This is a genomic window from Sphingomonas sp. GC_Shp_3 (assembly GCF_026540945.1).
In the GTDB taxonomy this organism is placed as follows: domain Bacteria; phylum Pseudomonadota; class Alphaproteobacteria; order Sphingomonadales; family Sphingomonadaceae; genus Sphingomonas.
Map to the genome: position 1 here is coordinate 1 of NZ_JALNUT010000005.1, position 15,133 is coordinate 15,133.

At 64.4% G+C, this 15,133-nt stretch carries 14 protein-coding genes and 2 pseudogenes; 7 read left to right on the top strand and 9 right to left on the bottom strand.

What is annotated here, in order from left to right; translation table 11 throughout:
- Positions 1 to 59: 59 nt before the first annotated feature.
- Entirely contained in the window at positions 60 to 266 is a 207-nt protein-coding gene (locus tag OXR00_RS11670) for a winged helix-turn-helix transcriptional regulator (RefSeq protein WP_267388395.1), read from the bottom strand.
- 300 nt (positions 267 to 566) lie between these two features.
- Between OXR00_RS11670 and OXR00_RS11675 the strand changes: the two genes are divergently transcribed.
- Both OXR00_RS11675 and OXR00_RS11680 read left to right on the top strand, forming a co-directional pair.
- Complete coding sequence (locus tag OXR00_RS11675; RefSeq protein ID WP_267388396.1) at positions 567 to 1,628, top strand: SDR family oxidoreductase; 1,062 nt, start codon at positions 567 to 569, stop codon at positions 1,626 to 1,628.
- A gap of 22 nt (positions 1,629 to 1,650) precedes the next feature.
- A complete protein-coding gene (locus OXR00_RS11680; protein ID WP_267388397.1) occupies positions 1,651 to 2,571 on the top strand; it encodes a hypothetical protein in 921 nt (306 codons plus the stop codon).
- Positions 2,572 to 2,817: 246 nt separating this feature from the next.
- On the opposite strand, the pseudogene OXR00_RS11685 reads toward OXR00_RS11680, so the two are convergent.
- Both OXR00_RS11685 and OXR00_RS11690 read right to left on the bottom strand, forming a co-directional pair.
- A pseudogene (locus OXR00_RS11685) lies at positions 2,818 to 3,066 on the bottom strand (hypothetical protein); the annotation flags it as partial.
- Positions 3,020 to 4,093, bottom strand: coding sequence for a hypothetical protein (locus tag OXR00_RS11690; protein WP_267388399.1), 1,074 nt, complete (start codon positions 4,091 to 4,093; stop codon positions 3,020 to 3,022). The pseudogene OXR00_RS11685 and the gene OXR00_RS11690, both read right to left, overlap by 47 nt.
- On the opposite strand from OXR00_RS11690, the gene OXR00_RS11695 reads away from it, so the two are divergent.
- Positions 4,092 to 4,397: a hypothetical protein gene (locus OXR00_RS11695; protein WP_242154137.1), complete on the top strand. Its 306-nt coding sequence runs from the start codon at positions 4,092 to 4,094 to the stop codon at positions 4,395 to 4,397. The two genes, OXR00_RS11690 and OXR00_RS11695, sit on opposite strands and share 2 nt — an antisense overlap.
- A 50-nt stretch (positions 4,398 to 4,447) precedes the next feature.
- Here OXR00_RS11695 and OXR00_RS11700 read toward each other — a convergent pair whose 3' ends face one another.
- Positions 4,448 to 4,765 carry a hypothetical protein gene (locus OXR00_RS11700; protein ID WP_267388400.1) on the bottom strand — a complete coding sequence of 106 codons (318 nt, stop codon included), beginning with the start codon at positions 4,763 to 4,765 and terminating at the stop codon, positions 4,448 to 4,450.
- 252 nt (positions 4,766 to 5,017) lie between these two features.
- Here OXR00_RS11700 and OXR00_RS11705 point away from each other — a divergent pair.
- A pseudogene (locus OXR00_RS11705) lies at positions 5,018 to 5,113 on the top strand (IS6 family transposase); the annotation flags it as partial.
- Positions 5,114 to 5,675: 562 nt separating this feature from the next.
- Here OXR00_RS11705 and OXR00_RS11710 read toward each other — a convergent pair.
- The 4 genes from OXR00_RS11710 to OXR00_RS11725 all read right to left on the bottom strand — a co-directional run bounded on the left by OXR00_RS11710 (position 5,676) and on the right by OXR00_RS11725 (position 11,088).
- Positions 5,676 to 6,053 carry a DUF3617 family protein gene (locus OXR00_RS11710; RefSeq protein ID WP_267388401.1) on the bottom strand — a complete coding sequence of 126 codons (378 nt, stop codon included), beginning with the start codon at positions 6,051 to 6,053 and terminating at the stop codon, positions 5,676 to 5,678.
- Between the two features lie 987 nt (positions 6,054 to 7,040).
- Positions 7,041 to 9,419, bottom strand: coding sequence for a glycoside hydrolase family 3 C-terminal domain-containing protein (locus OXR00_RS11715; protein WP_267388402.1), 2,379 nt, complete (start codon positions 9,417 to 9,419; stop codon positions 7,041 to 7,043).
- Positions 9,416 to 9,982, bottom strand: coding sequence for an NAD(P)H-dependent oxidoreductase (locus OXR00_RS11720; protein WP_267388403.1), 567 nt, complete (start codon positions 9,980 to 9,982; stop codon positions 9,416 to 9,418). The genes OXR00_RS11715 and OXR00_RS11720 overlap by 4 nt, the downstream gene beginning before the upstream one ends.
- Positions 9,982 to 11,088, bottom strand: coding sequence for an LLM class flavin-dependent oxidoreductase (locus OXR00_RS11725; RefSeq protein ID WP_267388404.1), 1,107 nt, complete (start codon positions 11,086 to 11,088; stop codon positions 9,982 to 9,984). Before OXR00_RS11725 ends, OXR00_RS11720 begins: the two co-directional genes overlap by 1 nt.
- A 117-nt stretch (positions 11,089 to 11,205) precedes the next feature.
- Between OXR00_RS11725 and OXR00_RS11730 the strand changes: the two genes are divergently transcribed.
- Genes OXR00_RS11730 through OXR00_RS11740 form a run of 3 tightly spaced genes read left to right on the top strand, consistent with a single transcriptional unit; the run spans position 11,206 to position 14,726 of the window.
- A complete protein-coding gene (locus OXR00_RS11730; protein WP_267388405.1) occupies positions 11,206 to 12,321 on the top strand; it encodes a Gfo/Idh/MocA family oxidoreductase in 1,116 nt (371 codons plus the stop codon).
- 13 nt (positions 12,322 to 12,334) lie between these two features.
- Positions 12,335 to 13,387: a sugar phosphate isomerase/epimerase gene (locus tag OXR00_RS11735; RefSeq protein WP_267388406.1), complete on the top strand. Its 1,053-nt coding sequence runs from the start codon at positions 12,335 to 12,337 to the stop codon at positions 13,385 to 13,387.
- Position 13,388: 1 nt separating this feature from the next.
- Positions 13,389 to 14,726, top strand: coding sequence for a family 1 glycosylhydrolase (locus OXR00_RS11740; RefSeq protein WP_267388407.1), 1,338 nt, complete (start codon positions 13,389 to 13,391; stop codon positions 14,724 to 14,726).
- Here the strand turns inward: OXR00_RS11740 and OXR00_RS11745 are convergent.
- A complete protein-coding gene (locus OXR00_RS11745; protein ID WP_267388408.1) occupies positions 14,723 to 15,082 on the bottom strand; it encodes a hypothetical protein in 360 nt (119 codons plus the stop codon). The genes OXR00_RS11740 and OXR00_RS11745 overlap by 4 nt on opposite strands.
- Between the last annotated feature and the right edge of the window lie 51 nt (positions 15,083 to 15,133).

Sequence of the window (15,133 nt, forward strand, 5' to 3'; positions counted from 1 at the left end):
TATCCAGACATTCGCGATGCCTTAGGATCCTCCCTAAACCGGACGCTCGTTCATCTTTATCACAACGCGATCGCAGCCCGGTTATCAAGAACGCCTAGCCGTTGATCTGCTGCCAGCTGGTCCAGCGCGTCTGCATCGTCGCGTCCCCAGGCGCAGAGCAACTCTACGGGCTCCACAAAGTGCTCCCCGAGCGGCGTCAGCCGGTACTCGACCGCCGGTGGGATCGCGCTCTGCACATGGCGAGTGACGAGCCCCACCTCCTCCATCTCGCGCAGCGTTTAAATCAGCATCTTCTTGGATCCGCCGGGCAGGCTACGCTGTAGCGCGCCAGTCCGGCATGCGCTTTGGTGACGCACGTGTAGCGTATGCAGGACCATGCTTGTCCACTTGGTCGCGAACAGCGCCAGCAAGCGCCGCGGTGCGCAGTCCTCGCGCCACTCATCCTCGATCGATCCCGGCTGCATAGGTGGTTACCTCTTGGTGCCTGGCACCCTGTTTGGTGCCGTCTAGAACCCGGCCGCGACGCTGCCTAGCTCTGCATGCTCAAGATCAAGAGAAAGATCAGTATGACGAAGACGGCATTGGTAGTGGGCGCGAGCGGTATCGTCGGCAGCGCAACCGCAGCGCTTCTTGTCGAGCAGGGATGGAGGGTGCACGGACTTGCCCGCCGGCCGACCAAACAGGCGAACGTGCATCAGGTCGCGGCCGATCTGCAGGATGCCGAGGCGACGAAGACGGCGCTTTCCGGCATCGAACCCGACGCGGTGTTCATCACAACCTCGCTGCGTCAGGACAGTGAGGCCGAGAACATCCGTGTTAATGCGGCGATGGTGCGCAACCTCCTCGACGGATTGCCTAAGCCGACGGGTCCGAGACACGTTGCGCTCGTCACCGGGCTCAAGCATTATCTCGGACCGTTCGAAGCCTATGGTAAGGGCACGCTGCCGCAGACGCCGTTCCGGGAGGAACAGGGCCGACTCGACATCGAGAACTTCTATTATGCGCAGGAGGACGAGGTGTTCGCGGCCGCCGAGCGCGACGGCTTCACTTGGAGCGTTCACCGTCCGCATACCGTGATCGGCAAGGCGGTAGGCAACGCGATGAACATGGGGACAACCCTCGCTGTCTATGCCACCCTCTGCCGCGAGACCGGCCGCCCGTTCGCCTTTCCCGGCTCGGCTGCGCAATGGTCGGGGCTCACCGACATGACCGATGCCGGACAGCTCGCCCGGCAGCTTCTATGGGCCGCAGAAACCGAAGCGGCGCACGATCAGGCGTTCAACATCGTCAACGGCGACGTCTTCCGCTGGCAGTGGATGTGGGACCGCATCGCCGAATGGTTTGGGTTGGAGGCAGGGCCATTCGAAGGCACGCCGCAGTCGCTCGAGCAGCAAATGGAGGACGACGCAGAGTTGTGGCGCCGCATCGCCGAGCGGGACGCGCTGGTCGAACCCGACCTCACCCGGCTCGCATCGCCGTGGCACACCGATGCCGATCTCGGCCGGCCGATCGAAGTGGTGACCGACATGTCAAAGAGCCGCCGGCTCGGCTTCACGGGCTACCAACCCACCGACGACGCGTTCTTTGCGCTGTTCGAGCAGTTGCGCGCCGATCGCCTGATCCCCTGACCCGACAGACACGAGACCTGCCATGACCCATGAACATCGCCCCGACGCCAACTACGCAGATCGCGACGCCGCCATCGCGATTAACACTTACACGACCGTCCTGAAGCGCCCCCAGGTTCCACACGAGGTATTCGCGACCTACTGGCGCGACGTCCATGGCCCGCTTTGCTCGCGGGTGCCGGGGCTGGCCTGGTACGTCCAGTATCATCTCGACCGCGAACAGGATGCGCACCTCTGGCCTGCGCAGGAGGGAATCGTGCCGTTCCCCAACTATGTACTTGATGGCGGGGTGGAGATCGGCTTCGCCGACGCTGCCGATCAAGCCGTCTTCAACGAGGCGTCCACCATCCTGTTCTCCGACGAACAGAATATGTTCGCCGCAACGGTCGCCTATGCGCTTCCACAAGGCTCGCGGACGCTGGTGGATCGGATTGCAGACCCGAGCCCCAACGGCAACGACGCGCTCGACAGGATGCACGTGCATTTCGGTCCGGGAGCGAAAAATCCGGAAGCGTTCGCGGCCTTCATGGCGTCCTTCGCCGAGACGCTCGCGACCGACCCGGCGCTACTGCGCGTTCGGCTGCACCTGCCGGAAGCCTATGACAATGCCGCTCCCGCACCGCCCGCGCCGGACGTGGCCCACACCGTCCCGCCAGAACGCGAACGCTTGGCGGTCCTGGACCTGACCTTCGCCACGCCGCTCACCCGGCGGCGCTTCTTCGCCTCCAACGAGTTCGCCCGCACGATCGACGAGCAGAAGCAGCGTATTGGCCATGTCACCGCCTTCGCGGTCAGCGGGATGTACACCTACGTCCGCGACAAGGGGTTGACGCTTGCGGGCCTGAGGGGAAGTCGGCCGGCGCAACTCATCGAGCGACTGGGGGCGGTCAATCAGACAGCGGAGGATGTTCGCCGTCTGATGCTGACAGGCACGCTCGATTAGGAGCCCGAGGGTCGGCAGCAATCCTGGAAGATCGCTGCCGGCACCCCATGCGTAAATGATCCAGTTGCAGTCGTTCAGACCGCTCGGCGGGCCTCCCGAAATCTGCCGTACATTCATGTAAGCCAATGACAGCCTTTCGGGCGGCGCTTCGCCGACCTTCAAGCGAGAATATGGCTATACCCAGGTTCCTGCCGGCTCGATGGTGAGTCGCAAGCTCTGGTAAGTGGCTGCGATTGCGATCTGCTGCTACAAGTCCACTCGCAGCCGTTTGGCGCGCTCCTTGAAGGCTTCCTCACCGCCTTCAAGGATGTTGCACACGCTTTCTCGGATGGTTAAATCTTCCAAACCGCCCGCCAAGTAGCGTATTTCGGGCAGTTGCCCCGGGCGGTGCGGTCCACAGGTCGCCACTATAACCTGATCGGCGTCGGTGTTGACGATCAGGTTGGCGTTATGCGTGACGATGATGATCTGTCGCCGCTGCTTGGCTGATCGGAAGCGCTCCATCCTCTTCCTCTCGTCCATGACGCCAAGTCTTGCATTCAAGCGCCATCGTCGGAACAGCATCGGATTTGCCGTCACGCCAATAAAAAGCATCATCGTCCCGCCGCAAATTTGCTATCGAGGAGAAGACGGGCGCGCGCAGCAGGCTTGCGAGCGGATCACGATCGAATAATCCTGTTGCCATGAGGATTTCGGCCCGGGATCTACGGCGCGGCGGTTCGGGAGGGAACGCTAGCTCCAGCCATCGCGCGCCTTTGTCGCGGCGCTCGCTGTTGCCCTTCGCTAACCCGCTCAGCTTACAACTACCTGAAGCGTTCATCTCAACAAGCACGTCCGCAGCGGGCCGTGAGCCCGTGTTCTGCACGCAGAAAACTGCCTGCGGCCAGTCGCGTCGGCGGTTCCATTCCGCATGGAACCCGGCGATATTTGAACGAACGCCCGACACCCATTTCCGATAGTCATCCTCATACTTATCGATAGCGATCTGGGTCAGAGGCATCATGCTATCATCAGGGTAGGCGATGCTTGAGATGTCGAACCCCTTGCCCGGGCTTTGTGGCTTGGAAGCTTCCTTCAGTTGCGTGGGCGTCAGCTCGGCCATCGGGGCAAGCGCGGTAACCCGCTCCACAAGCCGATCGACTTTATCAGATGGAACCGAAAGATAGCGCTTCATTGTCACGTCGAGACGCTCAATCTTAGTGCCAGCTTGATCAGTAAAGCGAAGCTGAAGCATCGGCTCTGCTGCCTTCAGCCGAGCAATCTCGGCGTCCTTGCGGGCAAGCTCCTTTACGCTGTCATCAGCCTCGGGCTCTTTCAGCCAGTGAGTGGGCAACACCCGCACCGGCAGCCCGAAATGCTCTGCCGTCACTGCCGCGAAATTATCGTCGGTCAGGAGGACGACATCATACCCCTTATCTAGGCTTGCGAGCGCCTGATTCATGATAGCCTGATCGTCATGGGTAAGGTCGATTTCCTCGCGCATCTTGGCTTGGTTCGGCGCGCCGGGCGCGAGACGCAGCATGACCCTGGGCCCGGTTTCGCGTAGCAGCTCCCCCAGGGCTTTGGTCGCCATCAGCTCGCGCACCTTCGTGCTGACCGAGCGCGCAACCTTCCCAACTCTCCCGGGCCGGTTTTTCCAGTCGATCAAGCTCGCGGATCACTGGCCCGCAAAGCACGACGTCAATGTCGTCGCGGCCCAATTCTCCCCAGGGCTGATCCTTGAGCGCGCGTCCCTGGATGAAGACGTTTGTGTCAGGAAAAACGATGAGGGGGGATTGGTCGATGATACGGCCGCTATCCTGTCGGAGCGGCAGCTCACCTTCTAGCGCCGACCATGCTTAGATGTGCAAAGGGCGGAAGATCGCTCTTCCGCCCCCTACTGGTGACGTCGGCGCAACTGCGCCGATGGTGCGAGGCCGGCCGCACCAGCAGACCAGCCAACGATCAGTGCCCAGACGGTCTCAAAACAAACAGAGCAGAGCTTCATCACGTTAGTTACTGGGTTCAGGTTGGTGTTCTTGACCTTGTGCGTCTTGCGAGCGCGAGATTTTGAACGTGTAATCATAGGCAATCCCTCCACAAAAAGGACGCTCGCGAAGCGAAGCGCCAGAGCCAAAAAGAGGACACCGATAATTAGCCAGCCTGCAGGAGTTGCCCCCCCCAGCACCCCGAAGCCACGAAGGCCACTGTTCATGCAGGTTCGGCGGTTTGCGTGTTCAATTCCCGGGCAGGTTTGCCACGTGGCACACCCTCTACCACTAGGGCCGAACGCGCTTCAAACGACGCGAACAGGTAATGCCAGGCGCGGCGATGGAAGGCGTTCAGCCATCGTCTCCGACGATGCTCAGCCGCATCATGGATCATGTAGCAGCGCTGACAGAGCGCCGCCAGATTGCGCCATCCCCTTCAACTCTCACCGGAGGTTATTTGGCTGGTGGTGCTAATGTACGTGCGCTTCCCGCTCAGCTTGCGGAACGTCGAGGATCTGCTGTTCGAGCGCGGCTTCGACGTCTGTCATGAGACCGTGCGAATCGACATTGCCAGTCCCGGCGTCGACCGGCAGGCACGACCCAAAAGAGGACGTTCAGGCAACTAGGAGCACCATCCAGAAACGGCCGTTCGTTCATCGGCCTGTGCGGGGACGTATTACGCTCCGCAATGCCGTTCAATTTCGTCCAGTCGGAGCGTGATTGCTCTGCTAGGCAGATGGATAGTGAGCCTCTGCCGTTCCTGTTCGTTGAAACGAGCGGCCTTGATCAGCAGGTCACGGATGGCTGCGCGACCGACGACACTTTCACTCCCGAGCCATCCACTGGCAAGAGCGATCTCAGGCGCTAGGATGAGGAGGCCATAAGCGTCAGGGGAAAATGCTCGGCTATGACGGTGGTGCCCTTCTCGCCCCGATCTCAGTTCCTTCTAACCTGACGACCTCGACTTGGCGAACGGCGGGCGTTTGGAGCCATTAACAGCCTCTCAGCCCGCCCTTCGACTTCCTCAAACTCCTGCTACTCGTTCATGTCGCTATCTACTTAAGGGCGCCAAGAGGAACAATCGCGGTCTTATTTTGGCAGCCTTTATCGGATTAGCGGTGGTGACTGCCGCGGCTAAGCGCCAGCACGGATCGCCCGCTGGTCCAGGACAATGCGAAGCGCTCCTTTAGGCGCGCTGCCGGTGACGATCGCCTGCCCAACAAAGCCGGTAGTGTCATAGCTTCCTACGCGGACAACACGCATTGGCGTGCCCTTCTTCTGCGGGCAGGTTAGCGTTTGCGTGTAGCGCCCGTTTGCAACGGTCTGGCTTTCGATCCGGCATTGCGCCTTTGGGTCCGGCGCGAGCAGCGCTTCGATGCCCTGACCCGCCGAAATCTGTTTGCGCTCGACCTTGGTTTTCCCACGTGCCATGCGAACAAAGAAGCTGGGCACACCTGGTATCGTAAGGACTATGAGTTTCGACTTTACCTGCCAAGTGCCGGGCTGCACCATTGGCCCAACCGTTACAACGGGCGGCATAGCGAGAGCGAGGGCGATAAGGCTTATCATCGCCTGATCGTGTACCGCCCGCCGGCACATCGCAACCGTGAATGATCATATACTGAAGTCGCGACGTGAAGACGGTCATGAACTTGGCGCGGCTGCCGATCGCTTCAAGTACTATCGGACCGCCTGCCAAGCCGTTATCAAAGGTGATCGGCTCTACCATTCACGGCAGGCGAGACCCAATCCCGGTCGTTCAGGCCGCCATCCCGGTTCCCCGACTTCTGCGATTCATTTAGGTTTTGGATTGGGTTCGAAGGCCCAAGCCGCTCCCAATGCTAAACGGCGAAATTTGGGATCAAGCCGCCATTCCGAACCGGCTTCTAAACGGCGGTATCTGTCAAATGCCGACGTTCAGCGTTTGCTCCTCTGATCTCATTGGCCGACTGAGATAGGGCCGGCTTCGGTCTTTCCGGGTTAAGACTGGGAATTGGGAAAGCCGAGTTCTAGGCACGCCAATGGTTGGGTCAGTGCTCTGCCACCGAAAAACTGGACCGCTTTTATCTTAGATCTGCCGTTGCAGCTGACGGGTTCGGGCTACATGCATCCCCTGATCCAGGGGATGCATGTAGCCGCAGAGAATTCGACTAGATCGGCACGCAATCCTGTCCGGGATCAAAACGAATTTCCGACGCCACGCCGATCAAATTGAACCCCGTCATCGACGAGCCGCATCACTGCGCGATGGTCGCTCAAAGGTGGTGCAGAATTCACATGGAGAGCGACCTACCGCTTCAAGGTATCTGCTCTGCTCAAGCCCAGTGGCAACGACGTTACGGTACAACTGCCGACCTATAAGTTTACCGGCTGATCGACGACGTGCAGCCTGACGCGGGGGAGGTCGCGCAGACGGCCGGGTTGACCTATACCACTACGCTCCACCCCGCCCTTCCGGCTCGGCTTGCCCGATGCGATTATAGCATATGGTTGGCGGGACTACGCCCTGACCGGGTCGAAAAGCAATCTGATCGGTAGATCATCCGCCGCAAAGCCTACCGACAACCCAATGTTTGTCAGGCTCTGCCAACCATCAGCCCAACTGCGGAGAGCGCGGGGCTCCAGCGCGACTTCCACGTTCCCAGTGGCTTCCCCCGCCAAAAATGCCTTGGCGAACCCGACCAATGCGAATTCGGGGCTGTGGCGATAGACCTGCACGACGACATGACCGGCGCGTGCCGAGCGATTGGTCACGCACGCGTGAACGACAAAATCGCCGATCCGTGCTGCATCAAGCGTGAAGCGCGTATAACCGAAGCCGCTGCCGAACCCGTGCAGCGGGGCGATGCCGCGCATCGCGAGTCCGCGATAGCCGATGCGAACACCGTCCTCGTAGACGAGCTTGCCGGACGCATCCGGTGCCAGCGCCAGTGCGGGGTAGTCAGCCTCATCGCGCGCGAGGGTTACCGGCAAGCGCCCGCCCGGCTCGCGGTCGCCAGCGAGAACCTCGGCAAGCGCGCGGCCGAACTCCTGACCGGGATACCATGCCACCAGAAAAGCGGGCGCGGTCTCGGCGAAGGTGGCGTCGAACGCGTGGCCGACGTTGGTGACGATCACCACGCGCGGATTGGCCGCAAGCACCGCGTGGGCGAGCGCGAGCTGCGCTTCCGGCAGTCGGGTGTCGGCACGATCCTTGCTCTCGACGCTGGCGTCGGAGGTTTCGCCGAGGATCAGGAACACGGTGTCCGCCGCTTCCGCCGCCGCCACGGCGCGCACCAGCATCTCCTCGGGCGTTATTGGCACGCGTACGCCGAACCACAGTCCTTGCACGCGGGCGGGCTGATGGCGGAACTCCACCTCGACCAGCACGGATCGGCCGGCTTCGAGCGTGACGGCGACACTGTCGGCCTCGCCACTCTTGAGGCGCCCCATCACATCGGACGCGGCGACGGTCTCGTCATGGCGCAGCACCTCGCCGCCATCGACGCGCATACGCACCGCGCCGGTCGCGCCGAGGTAGAAGATATGCTCGCCATCTCTCTCGGGGCGATACCAGCCAGATGCGCGGATGCCGGCGGGGCGATCCCACGCGCCCTGATCGTGTACGCCGACGAACCAAACCAGCGAATTGGTCGCGCGGGTTTCGCTGTGGCGCGGCGTGCCGGTGAAGCTGTCGTCGTCGAAATAGTCGAGCGTCATGCCGACGGCGCCGTCGCCGAGGTCGCGCGCCGGTGTCACCGGCATGGCGGGCAAGCGCGGCTGCGGATCAACGCCGGGTTCGTAGAGGATCGTCGCACCAGCGAAGCGCGCGTGGATCGCGTCAAGTGGGCGCAGCGCGTCGGGCTTGACCGCGATCTTGGCGAAGGTGCCGCCCTGGTAGCACGGTGCAGCGGCGTTGGGGCCGATCACCGCGATCGTGCCGGCGCGGGCAGGATCGAGCGGCAGAAGATCGTCATCGTTGCGCAGCAGCACGAAGCCGGCCGCTGCGGCCTCGACGAGCAGAGCCTCGGCATCTTCGACATCGGTCGTATCTCCGGCGGAGGCAAACCGCGCCGCGAAGGTGGCTACGCGCGCCGCGGCATCGGCTACGCGCGCCCGCGGCACGTCGCCACTCGCGACCGCGGCATCGGCGTGCGCGCCGAGGAAGCGCGCAGGGCCGGGCATCTCAAGATCGAGGCCGGCGTTGAGCGTCGGCGCGGTGGTGTGCGTGCCGAACCAGTCGCTCATCAGGACGCCGGCAAAGCCCCACTCGCCTTTCACGATGTCGGTGATGACATGGTGCTGCTCGGCGCACCACGATCCGTTGACGCGGTTGTACGCGGTCAGCATCCCGCCAGCGCCCGCCGCCGCGGCATATTCAAACGGCAGCAGATACACTTCGCGCAAGGCCCGCTCGTCCACCACGATGTCAATCGTGTCGCGCTGGGTTTCGCTATCGTTGCAGACGAGATGCTTGGTCACCGAGGCTACGCCGGTGGACTGCAGCCCAGTCGCCCAGGCCGCGCCCGCCACGCCGGTGAGCATCGGGTCTTCCGAGAAATATTCGAAGGCACGGCCGGCGAGCGGACTGCGCGCGAGGTTGACGTTGGGCGCGAGCACTGCCTGCACGCCGCGCGCCACCGCATCGCCGCCGACCAGCGCGCCAACCCGCGCGATCAGGCCGAGATCCCAGCTCGCGCCGAGCGCAATTGGGCATGGCGTCAGCAGCGATACGTCGCGCTCGTCCACGCGGCCGCTGGCGATCCCCATCGGGCCATCCGCCATGGTGATCGATCGCACGCCAAGGGCGGGCACTTCGTGCGTCGACCACATCGATGCGCCAGCGGTGAACAATGCCTGTTCGTCCAGCGGCAGCGTGGTGATGTCGGGTGCGTTCATGCCGCCGTCTCCAGTGCAAAGGCCATCAGGTGCGCGGCCTGAAGTTCGATCTGCGCGGCGACGCCTGCGTCGGCGACCGATCCATTCGCCGCGAACGGCTTCTGCTCGACAGAGTTGATCGCGATCCCCGCTGGCGTCGGCCAGCCGCGCATCGCGTGGACGATGCCGCGCAAAGCGGCGAGCGTTACCCCGCCCGCCTGCCAGCCCGCCGCCGAGACGATCAGCCCGACCGGACGGCCATCGAAATAGGGCCGTGCATCGCCGCGAATATCCTCAAGCAGGTCGATCGCGTTCTTGACCAGCCCCGACACGCCGCCGTGATAGCCGGGCGAGCCGATCACGATCGCATCCGCAGCCCGCACCGCCTCGACCAGCGCGCGTTCGGCATCATTGCGCTCCGGGCTTTCCGCGTTGAAGTGCGGCAGCGCGGCCAGCGCGGGGCCATCGAACATCCGCGTCTCCGCGCCGCGCCGCGCGCAGGCGGCGAGCACGGCGCGCACCAGCAATTCGCTCGACGATCCGCTGCGCAGCGTGCCGCCGATGCCGACCACCCGCTTCGCCATTACGCACCCCCGCGCAGTTCGGGCATCACCCGCGTGGAGAGCAGATCGACCGTCTGGTTGCCGAGCCGCAACCGTTCGTCGGTCAACGGCCCGGTAAGCGTGCCGCACAGGATGTTGCCGATGCCCAGCTCCGCATAGGGCCGCAGATGTTCGACCACCGTCTCGGGCGAACCGTACAGGCACCAGGTGCCGATCCAGTCCTCGGTCAGCGCATCGGGCGTGCGGTCGGTCTTCTTGTTGGCGCCGTCGCTCTCGGCCTGCGCGTTGAACGCGGCCTCGCGCTCGACCGCGTCCTGATAGGCGCGCAGGATCGTCATCATCTCGTCGCGCGCCTGCTCGTCGGTTTCGGCGACGTGAACGAGCTGGTAGGTGTGCGTCGACCACGACAGCGCATCGCGCACCACGTCGGCGGAATGGCCGGCGGCCTCCAGCATGTCGCGGTAGATTTTGAAGTATTTGCTGACATGCTCCATCGGCGCAGTGCCGCCGATCTTGGGCGGCGTGAAGGCGGGGATGAACGCGGGCCAGCCGTTCTCCGCGGCGCGGCGTGCGCTGGTTTCCTTCATCGCCACCGGCATCAACCGCGCGTGGCCGGGCGTGTACGCAGCCGGCGCAATGCGTTGCAGAACGCGGCCCTTGTGCGGGCCGTTGTCGATCTCGACCGCCGGATCCTCCATCTGCTTCGCCCACAGCTGTTCGGCGATTGCGAGGTTGCGCTCGGAAACTGCCGACGCTTCCTTGTACGTGACGCCGAAGCCGATCATCTCCTCGGGCGTGGTGCCTGAGCCGATGCCGACCAGCAGCTTGCCGTCGGTCAACTGGTCGAGAATGTTGATCCGCTCGACAAAGCGCACCGGGTGGTGGAGCGGCACCGACGTCACCGAGAAGCCGAAATGCATGTGTGGCAGCTTGGCGGCGAGGTACGCCGCGAACATGTAGCTGTCGCTGGCGATCGGCATATAGCCGTTAAAATGATGGTCCGGCATGAAGATTGCCTCGAAACCGCGTTCGGCCGCGTACAGCGCGTGTGCTTCGAGATTGCGGATCAGCGCGCGATCCTCGTCGGGCGCCATCGAGCGACCGTTCAAAAAGACTGAAAAACGCATCTTGTCCTCCCCGCACCATTCGTGCTTCAGTGCCGTGCCATAACTAGAACCATAATTCTGCTTTGTGCAATGCCTTTCTGGCGTGGGATTGTAAAACGGCATCGCGGGAGAGGCGACATGCGACGATTGCGGATGGCGATGGTGGGCGGTGGTCCCGGTTCCTTCATCGGGCCGGTGCACCGCATCGCCGCCGAACTCGACCGGGAGATCGAGCTGGTCGCGGGCGCGTTCAGTAGCGACGCGGCGCGGTCGGCGGAGGCCGGGCGGCACTACCGGATCGACCCCGCCCGCGCCTACGCGTCAGTGGATGCGATGCTGGCGGGTGAACGCGGCCGCGAGGACGGTGCCGATTTCGTCGCGATCACCTCGCCCAACCACCATCATCTGCCGGCGGCGCGTGCCGCGCTGGCGGCGGGGCTGCCGGTGTTGAGCGACAAGCCCGCCACCGCTACGCTCGCCGAGGCGCAGGCGCTGGTCGAGGATGTCGCACAGGCCGCCGTGCCTTACGGCCTGACCTACACCTATTCGGGCTACCCGCTGGTGCGAGAGGCACGGACGCGTGTCGCGGCGGGGGCGCTTGGCACGATCCGCAAGGTAATGGTCGAATATCCGCAAGGCTGGCTCGCCGAAGCGGCGACCGGCAAGCAGGCGGAATGGCGGCTCGACCCGACCCGCGCCGGGCTGGGCGGCTGCATCGCCGACATCGGCAGCCACGCCTTTCACCTCGCCGAGTTCGTGACCGGGCAGCGGGTGACGCGGCTGCTGGCCGATCTCGGCACGGTGGTGGCGGGCCGCACGCTCGACGACGATTGCCAGGTGCTGTTACGCTTCGAGGGCGGTGCGCGCGGGTGCCTGCTCGCCTCGCAGATCATGCTGGGCGAACGCAACGGCCTGCGGCTGCGGGTTTACGGCGATGCGGGGGCGCTCGACTGGCGCCAGGAAGACCCGAACCGGCTGACGCTGCATCACCTCGACGGCCGCACGGAGATCGTGCAGGCCGGCGATGCTGCCCTGGGGCCGGCGGCGAAGGCGGCGAGCCGCACGCCGGGCGGTCACCCGGAGGGCTATTTGGAGGCATTCGCCAACCTGTACCGCGATTTCGCGCGGCAGTTGCGCGGTGAGCCCGGTTCGCTGGTGCCAGGCATTATCGACGGCGTGCGCGGCATGGCGTTCATCACCACCGCGGTCACCGCCAGCCGCGACGATGCCGGCTGGGTCGACCTCATCGTTTAGGAGACGCAAACCCATGCGCACCATCAAAGGCCCAGGCATCTTTCTCGCGCAGTTCGCCGGTGACGCTGCACCGTTCGACAGCCTCGACGGGATCGCGGACTGGGCGGCCGGGCTCGGCTACAAGGGCGTGCAGATTCCGAGTTGGGACGCGCGGCTGTTCGATCTCGCGGCAGCGGCCGACAGCAAGGATTACTGCGACGACATCGCCGGTCGCCTGGCGGAACGTGGTCTCGTCATCACCGAATTATCGACGCATCTGCAAGGGCAGCTCGTCGCGGTGCACCCTGCCTATGACGCGCAGTTCGATGCGTTCGCCGCACCGCATGTGCGCGGCGATCCGGCGACGCGGCAACGCTGGGCGGTCGAGCAACTCGGGCTGGCTGCGCGCGCCAGCCGCAACCTTGGCCTCGCCGCGCACGCGACGTTTTCGGGCGCACTGGCCTGGCCGTATTTCTATCCGTGGCCGCAGCGCCCGGCGGGGCTGGTCGAGGATGCGTTCGACGAACTGGCGCGGCGCTGGCGGCCGATCCTCGACAGGTTCGAGGACAACGGCGTCGATCTCGCCTTCGAAATCCATCCCGGCGAGGATCTGCATGACGGCGTGACGTTCGAGATGTTCCTCGACCGAGTCGGCGGCCATGCCCGCGCCAATATGCTGTACGATCCCAGCCATTTCGTGCTGCAACAGCTCGACTATCTGGCATTCCTCGACATCTATAACGCGCGGGTGAAGTGCTTCCACGTCAAGGATGCGGAGTTCACGCCGAGCGGGCGATCGGGCGTATACGGCGGTTACCAGAGCTGGGTCGACCGACCGGGGCGGTTCCGCTCGCTCGGTGACGGGCAGGTCGATTTCAAGGCAATCTTCTCGAAGATGGCGCAATATGATTTCCCCGGCTGGGCGGTGCTCGAATGGGAATGCGCGCTGAAACACCCCGAACAGGGCGCGGCCGAGGGTGCGCCGTTCATCGCCGACCATATCATCTGCGTAACCGAACGCGCGTTCGACGACTTTGCAGCAGGGGGCGCCGACCGTGCGCTCAACGCGCGTTTGATGGGGATTTGACATGACCGCCACGATCCACCGCCGCACCCTGATCGCCGCCGGCGCCGCCGCCATCGCCGCCCCTGCGCTCGCTGCCTCTGCCCTTGCTGCCAAGCCGGGCGATGCGCGGTTCCCAAAAGGCTTCCTGTGGGGCGCCGCCACCGCCGCGCATCAGGTCGAGGGCAACAACGTCAACAGCGATCTGTGGGCGGTCGAGCATGTCACGCCGACCGCGTATAGCGAGCCATCGGGCGATGCCGCCAACAGCTTCGCGCTGTGGCCGACCGATCTCGATCTGGTGCGGAACATGGGCCTCAACAGCTATCGCTTCAGCCTGGAATGGGCGCGGATCGAGCCGGTCGAGGGCCAGTTCTCGATCGCGATGCTCGACCATTACAAGGCGATGATCGCCGGGTGCCGCGCGCGCGGGCTGACGCCGCTGGTGACGTTCAATCATTTCACCACGCCGCGCTGGTTCGCCGCCTCGGGCGGGTGGAGCAATGCGCAGTCACCGTCGCTGTTCGCGCGCTTTTGCGAACGGGCCGCCCGCCACCTCGCCGCTGACATCGGCTATGCCACTACGCTCAACGAACCGAACCTCAGCGGGCTGCTCGGCATCGTGCTGCCGCCGGGCATCGGCGACCGGCTGATGGCGACCGACCGCGCGATGGGCGAGGCGGCGGCGCGCGCGTACGGCGTGGCGCAGTTCAACCCCGGCAACGCGCTGTGGATCGCCGATCCGGCGCGGGTGCAGGCCAACATGCTCGCCGCGCACGCCGCCGGGCGCGCCGCGATCAAAAATGTGCGGCCCGACCTGCCGGTCGGGGTCAGCCTCGCGATCATCGACGATCAGGCGGTGGGGCGCGATTCGATCCGCGATGCGATGCGCGCGAAACTGTATCTGCCGTGGCTGGAGGCGGCGCGGACCTGCGATTTCGTCGGCGTGCAGAACTACACGCGCTCGCTGTGGGATGCGCGCGGGCGGATGCCGGTGCCGGCCGGCGCGCCGGTCAACGATGCCGGTGAGGAGATCTACCCCGCCTCGCTTGCCGGTGCCGTGCGCTATGCCTATTCGGTGGCGAAGGTGCCGGTGATCGTCACCGAACACGGCATCAACACCGCCGACGATGGCCCGCGCCAGCGGCTGATCCCCGCCGCGCTCACCGAACTCGCCCGCGCGATCGACGATGGCGTGCCGGTGCGGGGCTATATGCACTGGTCGCTGATCGACAATTTCGAATGGGTGTTCGGCTACGGCCCGAAGTTCGGCCTGCACAGCCTCGACCGCACCACCTTCGCACGCACGCCCAAGCCGAGCGCCGCGATCCTCGGCGCGATCGCACGGCGCAACGCGGTCTAGCGCGCGTTGAGGCGGAGCCGCGCGTAGAAGTCGTTGAAGGTGAGGCGGGTGTCGAGCTGGTCGAACACCCGCACCATCCGCCCGGGGACGACCTCCCCGTAATGGCCATCGTCACCGATCCGCCGCGCTGGAAGATCGGCATAGTGGCTGCTCTCCGTCGAGATCGCCGACAGCAGCACCAGCGGACTGTTGCCGAGCGGCCAGGTGTCGCCGAGCGTCACGAAGGACGGTGGCGTGGTGAATTGTTCGTACAGCCAGCGCGCGAACGGCGAGATCGGGCGAAGATCGGCGCTCAGCGCGGCGATCGACACCTGCATCTGGCGGTAGGCGGGCTGCGGCACCTGCCAGCGTGGCACGCGGCTTTCCTCGACAACGTAACGCGCGGCCGCCGTGTCGACCGCGAGGTT